The 13,457-nt window shown below is 68.6% G+C and carries 11 protein-coding genes; 1 reads left to right on the forward strand and 10 read right to left on the reverse strand.

The features are described from left to right. Window positions 1–6 precede the first annotated feature (6 nt). The 10 genes from ACFWZ3_RS04180 to thiL all read right to left on the reverse strand — a co-directional run bounded on the left by ACFWZ3_RS04180 (window position 7) and on the right by thiL (window position 12,533). Entirely contained in the window at window positions 7–1,305 is a 1,299-nt protein-coding gene (locus ACFWZ3_RS04180) for an ABC transporter permease (RefSeq protein WP_439706523.1), read from the reverse strand. 172 nt (window positions 1,306–1,477) lie between these two features. Next, the gene (locus ACFWZ3_RS04185; RefSeq protein ID WP_439706524.1) at window positions 1,478–2,716 is read right to left on the reverse strand and encodes an ABC transporter permease; all 1,239 of its coding nucleotides are present in this window, start codon (window positions 2,714–2,716) and stop codon (window positions 1,478–1,480) included. Window positions 2,717–2,724: 8 nt separating this feature from the next. Beyond that, window positions 2,725–4,038: an ABC transporter permease gene (locus ACFWZ3_RS04190; RefSeq protein WP_439706525.1), complete on the reverse strand. Its 1,314-nt coding sequence runs from the start codon at window positions 4,036–4,038 to the stop codon at window positions 2,725–2,727. A gap of 165 nt (window positions 4,039–4,203) precedes the next feature. Continuing rightward, window positions 4,204–5,436: an ABC transporter permease gene (locus ACFWZ3_RS04195; protein WP_439706526.1), complete on the reverse strand. Its 1,233-nt coding sequence runs from the start codon at window positions 5,434–5,436 to the stop codon at window positions 4,204–4,206. 13 nt (window positions 5,437–5,449) lie between these two features. Continuing rightward, the gene (locus ACFWZ3_RS04200; protein ID WP_439706527.1) at window positions 5,450–6,757 is read right to left on the reverse strand and encodes an ABC transporter permease; all 1,308 of its coding nucleotides are present in this window, start codon (window positions 6,755–6,757) and stop codon (window positions 5,450–5,452) included. A gap of 185 nt (window positions 6,758–6,942) precedes the next feature. Continuing rightward, window positions 6,943–7,656: an ABC transporter ATP-binding protein gene (locus tag ACFWZ3_RS04205; RefSeq protein WP_439706528.1), complete on the reverse strand. Its 714-nt coding sequence runs from the start codon at window positions 7,654–7,656 to the stop codon at window positions 6,943–6,945. 67 nt (window positions 7,657–7,723) lie between these two features. Next, a complete protein-coding gene (locus ACFWZ3_RS04210; RefSeq protein ID WP_439706529.1) occupies window positions 7,724–8,995 on the reverse strand; it encodes an efflux RND transporter periplasmic adaptor subunit in 1,272 nt (423 codons plus the stop codon). Between the two features lie 952 nt (window positions 8,996–9,947). Next, window positions 9,948–10,916, reverse strand: a complete 969-nt coding sequence (locus ACFWZ3_RS04215; RefSeq protein WP_439706530.1) for a potassium channel beta subunit family protein — start codon at window positions 10,914–10,916, stop codon at window positions 9,948–9,950. Between the two features lie 119 nt (window positions 10,917–11,035). Further along, window positions 11,036–11,539 (reverse strand): phosphatidylglycerophosphatase A family protein, encoded by a 504-nt coding sequence (locus ACFWZ3_RS04220; protein ID WP_439706531.1) that lies wholly within the window; start codon window positions 11,537–11,539, stop codon window positions 11,036–11,038. Window positions 11,540–11,570: 31 nt separating this feature from the next. Beyond that, window positions 11,571–12,533, reverse strand: a complete 963-nt coding sequence (thiL, locus tag ACFWZ3_RS04225; RefSeq protein ID WP_439706532.1) for a thiamine-phosphate kinase — start codon at window positions 12,531–12,533, stop codon at window positions 11,571–11,573. 391 nt (window positions 12,534–12,924) lie between these two features. On the opposite strand from thiL, the gene ACFWZ3_RS04230 reads away from it, so the two are divergent. Further along, window positions 12,925–13,395 carry a nuclear transport factor 2 family protein gene (locus tag ACFWZ3_RS04230; RefSeq protein ID WP_439706533.1) on the forward strand — a complete coding sequence of 157 codons (471 nt, stop codon included), beginning with the start codon at window positions 12,925–12,927 and terminating at the stop codon, window positions 13,393–13,395. The last annotated feature ends 62 nt before the right edge of the window (window positions 13,396–13,457 follow it).

The following is a 13,457-nucleotide window of genomic DNA, read 5'->3' on the forward strand; positions in this document are numbered from 1 at the left end:
TTGGCCTCAGGCGCTCTTGAGCTGCGGCGCGGGCGAGACCACGCAGGCGCGCCATGCCGGCAGCAGCCCCGCAACCAGTGCCGACACCAGCGCGACGATGAAAGTGAAAGCGAACATCGAAAGATCCAGCCGGGCCAGGCTGGCGTATTCGGCCGGCTGGTGGCGGATGCCCCACAGGCCAAGCTCGGCCACCAGCAGCCCGAGCAGGCCGCCAGCGAGGCCGACGATCGCCGCCTCGACCATGAACTGCCCGAAGATCGCACCGCGCGTGGCGCCCAGTGCGCGGCGCACGCCGATCTCGCGCGAACGGCGCAGGCACTTGGCCAGCAGCAGGCCGATGGTGTTGGTCACGCAGATCAGCAGGAAGCCGAAGGCGAGCCCGGCCTGCAGGCGCGCGTCGTCCGGCACCACGTTTTCACTGCGCAGCCACTGCATCACGTCCGGCAGCGCGGTATCGGTGCGGTGGAAGCGGCCCTGCGCGATCTGCTCGCGCACGTAGCCATCGAGGAAGCGCTTGTAGCTGGCCACCGCGCTTGCCCCGGGCAGCTCCACCCACAGGCCGAGCCACATGCATGGCGCGGTTTCCAGGTGCTCGATGTCGGCCGCTTCCCAGCAGCTGATGTTGTTCGGCTGCAGTTCCACCGCGCGCGCCGCGCGCAGCGGCAGGAACGCGCCGTCGCCTTCGCCGTAGCTGCGCCCGATGTTGATCGCGTAGAAGCGCGGCTGCGGCGAGAAGTGGTCGAGCACGCCGACCACGCGGAAGTCGTGGCCGTTGAGTCGCAGCGTACGGCCCACGCTGTTGGTGCCGCCGAACAGCTTCTGGTTGAGGAAATCGGCGATCACGATGACCCGCGCGCCGGCGGCGTCATCGGCGGCGCTCCACCCGCTGCCGTAGCGGAAGGGTGCGCCGACCATCGGCAGGAAGTCGGCGGTGGTCATCACCGCGTCGCCGAAGAACGGCCGCCCACCCGCATCGCGCGACTGGATCTTTGCCGAGCCCAGCGCGACCAGCGCCTGCCGTGGCGCGCGGTGCGCGTCGAACAGGTTGTTGGCGTCGACCCAGGTGAGGTTTTCCTGCGGCCGGCTTTCGCCGGGGATATAGCCGTCCTTGGGATACGGGTCGATCTGCGGGTAGTAAAGCTGCGCGCTGCGGTCGGGCAGCGGATCGCCCGAGAGCAGCCGCAGCACGGTCAGCGTGGTGATGCACGCGCCGATACCCAGCGCCAGCGCCAGCACCATCAGCGTGGTGAGCACGCGGTTGCGGCCGAGGCTGCGCAGCGCAAGTTGGAGGTAATAGCCGAACATCCCAGGCTCCTGGTCATTGCTCCCTCTCCCCCACGGGGAAAGGGTCGGGGTGAGGGGTCGGGCAGCGCGTGGGCCCACGCCGGCCTTCACACCCCACCTGGCTCGATACCGTACGAGGCGAGCCCCACCCCTCATCCCAGCCCTCTCCCCGAAGGCAGAGGGCGCCAAAGCGTTACACCGAGCGCGTGGCCTCCACCGGCGGCACGCGCGAAGCCCTCATCGCCGGCGCCAGCACGGCTCCCTGTCCCAGCAACACAAGCAGCACCACGCCGGCCAGCAGATACAGCGGCGGCATCAGTTGCGCGCCGAGCCGCACCACCAGCCACACGTTCATCGACACGGCGAGCACGACGCCAAGCACGACGCCGCCGAGGGTGATCAGCAGGTTCTCGGTAAGGAAATGGCTGAGGATGTCGCGGCGGCGCGCGCCGAGCGCGCGGCGTACGCCGATCTGCCGACGCCGCTGGCCGACGCGGAAGCTGGTCACGCCCACGATGCCCGCGGCAGTGATCGCCAGCAGCACCGCACTGATCACCCCCAGCAACGTCGCCATGCCGCGGTCGCTCTCGTACGCGCGTTCGCGCACCTGGGCGAAACTCAGCACACCCAGCTGGGGGTCGAACATGCGGCGCGGATTGCGGGCCACCAGCGCCGCGGGTGCCGCGTGCATCGCGGCGGCCAGTTGGCCCGGACGCGTGCGCACGATGTAGAAGGTGCCCAGCGAACTGACCAGCCGCCGCGGAACGATCACCACGCGATGGGCGAAGTCCGCCGCCCAGCGAGCCACGCTCTGGGCCTGCAACCGCTCGACCACGCCGACGATGGTGGCGGGGTTGCCCCCCGCCAGGTAGACGGTGCGCCCGACCGCCCCGTCGCCGTGGAACAACGCCTGGGCCAGCGCCTGGGTGACGATGACCTCGGTCGGGTCCAGCCGGTCCTGGGCTCCCATGACACCGATCTCCTCGGGCCGGAAATCGCGGCCGGCGACCCGTTTCAGCCGCAACGTCCGCAGGAAATGGTCGTCGGCGAAGTACACGGTGGCGCCGGTTGTATCGGTGAGCTGGTCGGGACGCAGGCGAATGCCGTCGTCCCAGCCGGCGCCGCGCAGTGGATAGGAGTTGCTGACGGTCGCGTCGGCGACGCCTGGCAGGCCGCGCAGCACCTGCAGGTCGGCACGCGTCTCGGCGTCGAGCCGCGCGTAGGACGCCTTGCCGGCCCACTCGTTCTGGATCACGAAGGTGTTTGCCTCATCCAGCCCGGTCGGCTCGGACAGGTGGGACAGGCGCTCGTGCACGATGAACAGCGCGTTGCAGACGATCGCCAGGGTCAGTGCGATCTGCAGCGCGATGAGCACGGCGCCGGCCTTGTGGCGGCGCAAGGCGCTTAGGATGGGCCTGATCTGCATGTCCATGGCGCGCCTCAGTTGGACTTCAGCTGCCAGGCCGGCTGCACCTGTGCGGCGCGCCAGGTCGGATAGAACGCGGCCAGTACCGTGGCGCCGATCGCCACCGCCAGCGACAGCGCCACCAGCCGCAGGTCCAGGTGGGCAAGCCGGGCGATCTGCGGCTGGAACACCAGCCCCACGCCGAACATGCCCGCGCCGGTCAGCAGCACGCCCAGCGCGCCACCGGCCAGCCCCACCATGCCCGCCTCGGCCAGGAACTGCCGGTAGATGTCCCTCCGCGAGGCGCCCAGCGCGCGGCGCACGCCGATTTCGGGCGCGCGGCGCAGGAACTTCGCCAGCAGTAGCCCGATGGTGTTGACCAGGCAGATCACGAAGAAGCCGATCGCCACGGCCAGCGCGATCCGGCTCTCCGGTGGTACCGCGCCGCGATAGTCCAGCCACTGGCGCACGTCGCGCAGCCGCACGTTCGGTGCCCAGCCGAAACGGCCCGCCTCGCGCAACCGGCGCGCATAGCCCTCCAGGAAACGGCGATAGCCCTGCACCTGGGCCGCGTCGTCCAGTTCCACCCACGGGCTGATCCAGACGCACTCGCCGCGCAGCCAGCTCTCCCGGCCCGAGCCTCGCTTGCCGCCGCTGCCGCAACTGTTGTTGCCATAGGTTTCGATGCCTGCGGCGACGGCATAGGCAAACGGAATGAAGATCTGCGGCGCTTCGGCGTAGCCGTTGCTGCTGAACATGTCGAAGAAGCGCGGTTGCGGGTTCCAGTCGTCGATCACGCCGGCGACCCGGTAGGCCTGGTCGTCCATCACCAGTTCGCGTCCCACGCTGTCGGCTCCGCCGAACAGGCGCTGGTTGAGCTGGCGCCCGATCACCACCTCCGGTACGCCCGTATCGTCGCTGCCGGCAGGCCAGCCGGCGCCGTGCAGGAACGGCACGTCGAACATCGTGAAAAAGTCGGCGGTGGTGGCGTAGCCAAGCGCCTTGAACGGCAGCCGGCCCGGCTCCCGCGGCATCACGGACAACCCCACCGCGTACAGCACGGTCTGGCGCGGCGCGCGCCGGGCCTGCATCAGCGCCACCGCGTCGGTATAGGTCAGCGCGTCCGGCGGCTCGCCATTGCGGTTGTAGCGCGGCCCTCGGTTGTCGATCTGCGGCACGAACAGGCGCGAGGACTCGTGCGGGATCGGATCGCTGGAAACCACCCGGAACACCTCATAGGTGATCATCGACGCGGCCACGCCAAAGCCGATGGACATCACCATCAATGCCGTCAGCAGCGGGTTGCGCCGAAGGCTTGCCAGGCCGAGTTGGAGGTAATGGAGAAACATCCAGCATCCCTTGTCTGCCCGCTCCCGTCCGTGGGAAGAGGGTTGGAGTGAGGTAGGGGCGAAGCGCAAGCGCTGCCCCGGACCGGCACCCCGCCTTCGATCAACCTGCCGGACGGGTACCGCGCTTTGCGCCCGCACTCTTCCAGTGGGAGAGCAAGGCGGGGTTCAAACCGAACGCGTCGCCTCCACTGGCGGCACGCGCGAAGCTTTCATCGCCGGGGCCAGCACCGCGCCCTGCCCCAGCAGCAGCAGCGCGATCACGCCGGCGGCCACGTACAGGAGTGACAGTCGCTCCATTTCGAAGTGACTGACCAGCCAAAGGTTCATGCCGATCGCCAGCGCCGCGCCCACGATCACGCCACCGGCGCCGATCAACAGATTCTCGGTGAGGAAGTAGGAGAGGATGTCGTGCTTGGTTGCACCCAGCGCACGGCGCACGCCGATCTGCTTGCGCCGCTGTCCGACCCAGAAGCTGGTCAGGCCGACGATGCCCGCGGCGGTGATCGCCAGCAGCACCGCGCACACCACACCCATCAGGATCGCCATGCCGCGGTCGCTCTTGTAGGCCTGTTCGCGCACCTCGGCAAAGGTGCGCACGCCGCGCTCCTCGGGGATCACGCGCATGCGGTTGGTCTGGATCAGCAGCTGCGGCACCGCCTTGGTCAGGCGCTCGAGCTGCCCGGGCTGCGTGCGCACCAGGTAGCTGCCGAAGTTGCCGGTCAGCAGGCGCGGGATCAGGATCGTGTTCTCGGCGAAGTTGCCGGCCCAGGTGCCGGTCCAGGGCACCTGCAGGCGCTCGACGATGCCGATGATGGTGCTGGGCTTGGTGTGGCCGGAGTGGTACAGCACCTTGCCCAGCGCGCTGCCGTCCGGGTACAGCTTGTCCGCCAGCGCCTTGGTCACGATCACCACCGGCGTGGTCTGGAACTCTTTCGCGTCGACCCACTCGATCTCGCTCGGGCGGAAGTTGCGGCCGGCCACCAGCTTGGCCCCCATCGCCGCCAGCGCGTGGTCGTCGGTGAAGTAGAGGGTGGTGTGCGCCATCTCCTTCTTCGCCTCCGGCGTGGTGTTGACGCTGGTCGACCAGCCGCCGCCGCGCAGCGGGTAGGAGTTGGTCATGGTGGCGTCCACCACGCCCGGCATGCGGCGCAGCGCCTCCAGGTCGGTCTTGCCGAGCGACGGGGTGGCCTTGTCGTCGGCGCCGACCCAGCGGTTGGCCACGGTCAGCAGGTTGGTTTCGGTCATGCCGGTCGGGCGCGAGAGATGCTCGGTGCGCTGCTGGATGATGAACAGCGCGTTGCACACGATCGCCAGGGTCAGCGCGATCTGCAGCGCGATCAGGATGGTGCCGGCCTTGTGGCGCTTGAGGGCGGCGAGAATGGGCTTGATCTGCAACATCGTCGTCGCTCCTTTAGTTGGACTTCAGCTGCCACGCGGGCTGGACCTGCGCGGCCCGCCAGGTGGGATAGAACGCGGCCAGCAAGGTGGCCAGCACCGCGGCGAGCAGGGTCAGCGCCACCAGCGAGCCGTCCAGCGTGGCCAGGCGGGCGATCTGCTCGTCGAACACCCAGCCCACGCCGAGCACGCCCAGGCCGGTCAGCAGCAGGCCGAGCGCGCCGCCGGTCAGGCCCACGGTGCCCGCCTCGATCAGGAACTGCGCGTAGATCTCCTTGCGCGAGGCGCCCAGCGCCCGGCGTACGCCGATCTCCGGCGAGCGGCGCATGAACTTGGCCAGCAGCAGGCCGATGGTGTTGACCAGGCAGATCAGCAGGAAGCCCAGCGACACCAGCAGCGAGATCTTCGATTCCGGCGGGACGACCTTCTGGAAGTCCAGCCAGTCGGTGACGTCGCGCAGGCGCACGTTCGGCGCCCACTTGAAGCGGCCGGCCCGCTGCTGCTCGGCGGCGTAGCCGGTCAGCCAGCGCTTATAGGCATCGGCGTCGGCCGGGGTCGGAAGCTCGGCCCAGTACTCGATCCAGATGCACTCCGAATGCAGCCAGTTGTCCCAGCCGGTCCCGGGCGTTTCATTGCAGTTGTTGTTGCCCGCGGTGGTCATCTGCAGGTCGATGGCGCGAGTGAACGGAATGAACAGGCCAATCGGATCACCGAAGCCGCCGGTGTTGACCGGGTCGAAGAACAGCGGCTGCGGATCCCACTCGCCGATGACACCGGTGATGCGGTAGTCGTGGCCGTCCAGGTTGATCGTCTTGCCAACGCTGTTCTTGCCGTTGAAAAGCTTGTCGTTGAGCTTCTTGCCGATCACCACCACCGCCGCGCGGGCGTCGTCCTGCGCCTGCGTCCACGGGCCGCCGTAGAGGAAGGGGATGTCGAACATGGTGAAGGCATCGCCGTACCAGGCGTAGCTGTTCTCCTCGATCGGCAGGCGGCTGGCGTCGGCCGGAATCACCGACGGGGCGATCGGGTACAGCGCGGTCTGGCGCTTGGCCTTGTGCGCCTGCATGAACGCCATGGCGTCGGTGTAGGTCAGCGCCGGAGGCGGTTCGCCCTGGTCCAGGTCTTCCGCCTTCCAGTTGGCGATCTGCACGGCGTAGAGCTGGTCGGACTTCTGCGGGATGGGGTTGTTGGAGGTCGCCCGGAACACCGAATAGGTGATCATCGAGGCGGCCACGCCGAAACCGATCGCCATCACCATCAACGCGGTCAACAGCGGGTTGCGGCGGAGGCTGCGCAGGCCGAGCTGGAAGTAGTAGGCGAACATGTCGTGGTTTCCGGATAGGTGGACTTGCCGCACCGCTCCCTCTCCCCGGCGCACGCCAGGGAAGAGGAGTGGGAAAGGGGGAGGCCTTGCGCGGCCTTCCACGGCTGGAGAGCAAAAGCGAAGGGCTTCCCCCTCTCCCAACCCTCTCCGGCGGCGGTGCCGGTGGAGAGGGCTCTCAAGCAACCTCAGGCGTCGGCGACGCGCGTGTTGTGCGCGTGGAAGCGCGGTTCTTCGGACAGGTCGACCACCTGGCCGTCGATGATGTGCACGTTGCGCTGGGCGCGCGCGGCCAGCTCCGGGTCGTGGGTCACCATCACGATGGTGGCGCCCTCGCGATGGATCTCTTCCAGCAGCTCCATCACGCCGCGGGCCATCTGCGTGTCCAGGTTGCCGGTCGGTTCGTCCGCCAGCAGCAGGCGGGGCGAACCGGCCAGCGCGCGGGCGATCGCCACGCGCTGCTGCTGGCCGCCGGAGAGCTCGGCCGGGTAATGCTTGGCGCGCGAGGCCAGGCCCACCCGCTCCAGCGCGTCCATGATGCGCTGCTTGCGCTCGGCGCCCTTCATGCCGCGGTAGCGCAGCGGCACTTCGACGTTGTCGTAGACGTTCAGGTCCGGAATCAGGTTGAACGCCTGGAAGATGAAGCCGATCTTCTCGTTGCGGATCTTCGAGCGGGCGTTGTCGTTCAACTGGCTCACCTCGATGCCGTCGAGGTGGTAATGGCCACCGGTGAAGGTCTCCAGCAGGCCGGCGATGGTCAGGAAGGTGGTCTTGCCCGAACCGGACGGACCGGTGACGGCGACGAACTCGCCTTCCTTCACGTCGATGTTGAAGTCGCGCAGCGCGTAGGTCTCCACCACTTCGGTGCGGTAGACCTTGGACAGGTGGGTCATCTTGAGCATGGTTACGTCCTTCGGTGGTGGTGGTGTCTGGCTCTTTCCCCCTGCGGGCAGGGGGAAGGATCAATCGTCAGTCGCTGATCGCGACCTTGGCCGCATCCTTGAAGTTGTCGGTGCCGGAGATCACGATCCGGTCGCCTTCCTTGAGGCCTTCCAGGATCTCGACCTTGTCGATGCTGCTGGCGCCCACGCGGATCGGCTTCTTCTCGGCGATGCCCTCGTGCACGACGTAGGCGTAGTTGCCGCCGGATTCGTCGACGAACGAGCCGCGCTGCACGGTCAGCACGTTGTCGCGCTTGTCGAGCAGGATGCGCACGGACAGGCGCTGGTTCTGGCGCAGCTGCTTCGGCGTGCTGCCGTCGAAGCGCAGGCGCGCGGCGACCTCGCCATTGACGACCTCGGGCGAGATCGCGCTGACGATGCCCTTCCAGGTGTGGCCGTTGCCGGTGATCTCGCCGTTCATGCCGATCGCCAGGTCGCGGGCGAAGCTCTCGGGCACCTGCATCTCCACTTCCAGCGCGGACAGGTCGATGACGCTCAGCAGCTTGGCGTCCTTGGCCACGGTGGCGCGCTCGGCGATGAACAACTGGCCGACCTGGCCGTCCACGGGTGACTTCACGTTGAGGTCGTCCACCTGGCGCTGCAGGTCTTTCACCAGCAGCACCTGGCGCTCGTGGGCGAGCTTCTTGGACTTGATGTCGAAGTTGAGGCTCGCGTTGTCCATGCCTAAGTCGGACTTGGCGTGCTGGGTGGTCAGCTTGGCCTTTTGCAGGGTGTCCTTGGCGCGGTCCACGTCCATGCCGGAGACGGCGCCGAGCTTGAACGCCTTCTCGTTGCGGGCGAGGTCGCGCTCGGCCGCCTGCTGGTCGATCAACGCGTTGTCATAGGCCTTCTGCAGCGAAGAGCGCTGCTTGCGCGCCTCGATCTGCGCGCGCTGGTACTCCACTTCCATCGCGTCGGCGTTGGACTCTTCCTGCAGCAGCTTGTTGGTCAGCTCGGGGCTGTCGATGACGGCCAGCACCTGGCCCTTCTTCACCGTGTCGCCCGCATGCACCTTGACCGTGACCGCACCGCCGGAAGTGGCGTACATGGTCGGGCTGACCGCCGCCACCACCTTGCCCTCGGCTGCGATGTCGCGCACGAACAGGCCACGCTCCACGGTGGCGAAGGACAGGCGCGAGGCGCTCACCGAGGCGTCGGCCGAGAACAGCCGCATCGCGGTGGGCAGCGCGAGCGCCAGCGCGACCAGCACGGCCAGGCCGATGCCGCCGATGAGCAACTGGCGCTTGCGGTTGGGTTTGACCTCGACCAGGCGGTCTTGAGCGGAGGTGTCGCGGATCATCGGGCGGTCCTGACGGATATGACTGTGGCTGGTTGAGCAAGCGCCATGCCAACCGGTTCGGAACCGCGCGAGGCCGCGCAGCTGAGCGGGTTTGTTCGCTACCTCCCTCGACGTGTCCGCTGTCCGCGGACACCGTGACGGACAGGCGGACAAGCGGCCGGACAGTCGCCGGCGCAACAGGACTTGCGGGTTTTGTGCGCGCGAACGCGGCGCTCTGTTCCCTCTCCCGGGCCGGGGCGAGGGTTGGGGATGAGGGGCCGGGGCTCGCGGGGATGTTTCGTCCGGAGGGTGCTTTGGTTGTCGCCCTTGCGTGGCCTCACCGCAACTTGGCTCGCCTGCCGCGGGCTTCCGATCGCCTGACGGCGCCCGGGTCACTTTCTTTGCTGGCCCAAAGAAAGTAACCAAAGAAATGGCCTGCTAAGCACGGGGTGGCTAAAAAGCTAGGTGCCTGTGCGCTTTGCTTGGTCAGTCGCTCGCTCTTAGAGGAGCTGCCGCCGCTTTACCGCGGGCGCTCGGGAGCTGAGGCACGAAGAGTGCAAGGTCATGCACGTTCGCGGTACGTGGCTCCCTCTCCCCGGAGGGGAGAGGGAGCCAAGTGCGGCGCTCCTGTACCCAAACGCGCAAGCCCTCTTGCCTCAGCTCCCGAGCGCCCGCCGTAAAGCGGCGGCAGCTCCTCTAAGAGCAGGCGACTGACCCAGCAAGGCGCGGCGGCACCTAGCTCTTATTCCTCATCGGGCTTAGCCGGGCCATGTCTTTGGTTACTTTCTTCGGGCCAGCAAAGAAAGTAACCCAGGCGCCGGCAGGCGATCGAAAGCCCGCGGCAGGCGAGCCAAGTCGCGGGGAGGCCGCGCAAGAACGATAAGCAACATATCGCTCCTGCCGGCATTCCCGCGAGCCCCGCCCCTCACCCCAGCCCTCTCCCCGAGGGGAGAGGGAGCAGAGCGCGCAATCCTCAGCCTACGGCCTGCTCGATCCGCTGCTTGAGCCCCGCGTCGATGCGCGGCACCAGCTCCAGCGCCGCCAGGTTCTGCTCCAGCTGCTCGCGCCGGCTCGCCCCGAGCAGCACAGTGGAAACGTGCGGATTGGCCAGGCACCACGCAAGCGCCAGCTGCGCTTGGCTCACGCCAAGCTCCTGCGCGATCGGCGCCAGGTGGCGCACCCGCTCCACCCGTTCGCGCCCGGAACCGAGCACCGCCTCGCGCAGCCATTCGTAGCCGGGCTGCGCCAGCCGCGAGTCGTCCGGGATGCCCTCGTTGTAGCGCCCGGCCAGCAGCCCGGACGCCAGCGGCGACCAGATCGTGGTGCCCATGCCGAAGCGCTCGTACAGCGGCGCGTATTCGCGCTCGACCCGGTCGCGGTGCAGCAGGTTGTACTGCGGCTGCTCGACGACCGGCGCATAACAGTGGTTCTCGCGCGCGATGCGGTGGGCCTCGACGATCGCCTCGGCTGGCCATTCGCTGGTGCCCCAGTACAGCACCTTGCCCTGGCGGATCAGCGTGTCCATCGCCGCCACGGTTTCCTCGATCGGCGTGTCCGGGTCGGGACGGTGGCAGAAGTAGAGGTCCAGGTGGTCGACCCGCAGCCGTTCGAGCGCCTGGTGGCAGGCCTCGATGACGTGCTTGCGCGAGAGCCCGTGCTGGGTGGGTTTCGGATCGTCCACGGCGCCGAAGAACACCTTGCTCGACACGCAATAGCTGTCGCGCGGAAAGCGCAGGTCCGCGAGCACGTCGCCCATCAGCCGCTCCGCCTCGCCCTTGTTGTAGGTCTCGGCGTTGTCGAAGAAGTTGACGCCACGGTCATAGGCCAGGGCCAGCAACTCCCGCGCCTGCGAGCGCCCCACCTGCCGGCCGAAGGTCACCCACGCACCGAAGGACAGCGCGGACAGTTGCAGGCCGGTGCGGCCGAGGCGGCGGTAGAGCATGGCGGATCTCCTCAGGCGAAAGCGCCATTGTCGCCGACGCGGCCTCAAGATCCCGTAGGAGCGCACCTGTGCGCGACTGCCAGGCGCCGACCGCCGTACGGTCGCGCATAGGGGCACTCCTACCGGGCGAGGGCGATCAGCGCCAGCACGATGGCCGCGTAGACCCCCGCCACCACGTCGTCGATCATCACGCCCAGGCCGCCCTTCATATGGCCGTCCAGCCAGCCGATCGGCCAGGGCTTCCACACGTCGAACAAGCGGAACAGGCCGAAACCCACGGCGACCATCCACCATGGCGAGGGCACCAGCAACAGCGGCAGCAGTGCGAGCCACTGGCCGACGAACTCGTCCCACACCAGGCTGCGATGGTCGTCGACGCCGAGTGCGCGGCCGGCCGCGTTGCAGGCCCACACGCCCAGTGCAAAGGCCAGTGCCAGGACCAGCACGTAGAGCGGCACGCCCAGGTGGCGTAGCGCGAGCCAGGGCAGGATCGCGGCGAGCGAGCCGAAGGTGCCCTGCGCCACGGGCGCCAGGCCCGAGCCCAACCCGCATGCGAGCCAACCCGCCGGCGAGGCGAGCAGGCGGCGGCGTTGGTCGGCGGTGAGTTTCTTCCTGTCGGTCATGCAGATTCCGTTGGTTGCGCGCGGACGCGGGCTAGGCGCCGAAATGATCCCAGCCGCTGCGCATCGCGGCCAGTGGTGCCCCGTCGATCGCGCGCACGCCCTGGCCCTCGACGATCACGCCGATGCGCGTGGCGTGGGCCCCAACGGCGGCCAGCGCGGTGTGCATCGCGTCGACCGAGGCGGGTGGCACCGTGAAGCACAGTTCGTAATCGTCCCCGCCGGTCAGCGCCAGTTCGCGGGCAGTATCGACACCGAACACGCCCGGCAGTGCGGTCGACAGGGGCAACGCGTCGAGGTCGAGCTCGGCGCCGACGCCACTGGCCGCGCAAATGTGGCCCAGGTCGGCGAGCAGGCCATCGGAGACGTCAATGCAGGCCCTGGCATGCCCGCGCAGCGCCACGCCGGCACGCACGCGCGGCGTCGGGCGATCCAGCCGCTCACGCAAGGCGCGGTGCGCCTCGTCGTTCGCATCGAACGGCACCCTGCCCTGCAGCAACTGCAGCCCGCCCGCCGCGCTGCCGAGCGAGCCGGTGACGAACAGCGCATCACCCGCACGTGCGCCGCTGCGGGTCATCGCCCGCCCCGGCGGCACGAAGCCGTGCACCGCGACGCTCAGGCAGAACGGGCCGCGAGTGGTATCGCCGCCGACCAGCGCCACGGCATGTTCGCGCGCCAGCTCCCCGAAGCCGCCGGCGAGGCCGTCGACGATGGCCGCGTCGCCGTGCGGCAGGGTCAGCGCCAGCAGCGCCCAGGCTGGCACGGCACCCATCGCCGCCAGGTCGGACAGGTTCACCGCCAACGCCTTCCAGCCGATGTCGCGCGGCGCAGTGCCGTGGGGGAAGTGGACGCCCTCGACCAGGGTGTCGATCGCCACCGCCAGTTGCTGGCCGGGAGGCACCGCGAGCACCGCGGCATCGTCGCCGATGCCCAGCCGCACGTCCTCGCGCGCCAACGCGGTGCGGTCGCGGATGCGGTCGATCAGGCGGAATTCCATGGCAGGGCCGTCGGCGTGGAAACACGCAAGCAGAGCATCCGCGTGCACGCGAATGCAAGCCTCCGACGGCAACCAGGACCCTGTTCCGACTGCGGGATAGTCCGGCAAGCGGGTGAGGCGAACCGGCGGGCTCTCCGCAAGACTTCCCCCATCCGCCCTGCGGGCACCTTCCCCCGTGAACGGGGAAAGGATCCAGGCCGCAAGCCGTGCATCCAAGCCTTCCTCCGGCCCCGCATCCTAGCCTTCCCCCCGCGAACGCGGGGGAAGGTGCCGACAGGCGGATGGGGGCGCTCTTGGGCGCGATGCCGCGGTGCGCCCCGTGCCGGATGGCACAGCGCCCGCCGGCGACGGGGCTGGTTAGAATCGGTTGCCTTCAAGGGAGACTTCACTGATGCGCCCTGCCCTCCTGCAATGCGGCCATGCCATCCAACGCGCGGCATGGCTGTCGGCCCTTGCGCTCGCCAGCGGCGCGGCGCTGGCCGGCAGCACAGCCTCCCCCGCCAGCGTGCTCGAGCCAGTGCACGCCTTCTTCAACGCCATGGCGCAGCACGACCAGGCGGCCATGCGCGCGCAGGTGCTGCCGGCTGGTACTGCCACGCTGATGCGCGATGGGAAGCCGGTGCGACTGACCCTCGGCGATTTCGTCGACCACTTGAAGCCGGGCAAGGAGAAGATCGAAGAGCGCATCGGCACGCCGCAGGTGTTGGTCGACCAGGACCTCGCGGTGGTGTGGGCGCCCTACACCTTCCTGCTCGATGGCAAGCCGCACCATTGCGGCACGGACGTGTTCAACCTGGTGCGGGTGGATGGGCAATGGCGCATCGCGGCCATCGCCGACAACAGTCGCAAGTGCGAGCCGTAGGGCTGGCATAGGGTGGGTTTCAGCCCACCGCCGTTCCATCCACCCGAGCCGGTGGGCTAAAG

It is taken from the genome of Frateuria sp. GZRR35, assembly GCF_051900415.1.
Taxonomy (GTDB): domain Bacteria; phylum Pseudomonadota; class Gammaproteobacteria; order Xanthomonadales; family Rhodanobacteraceae; genus Frateuria_A.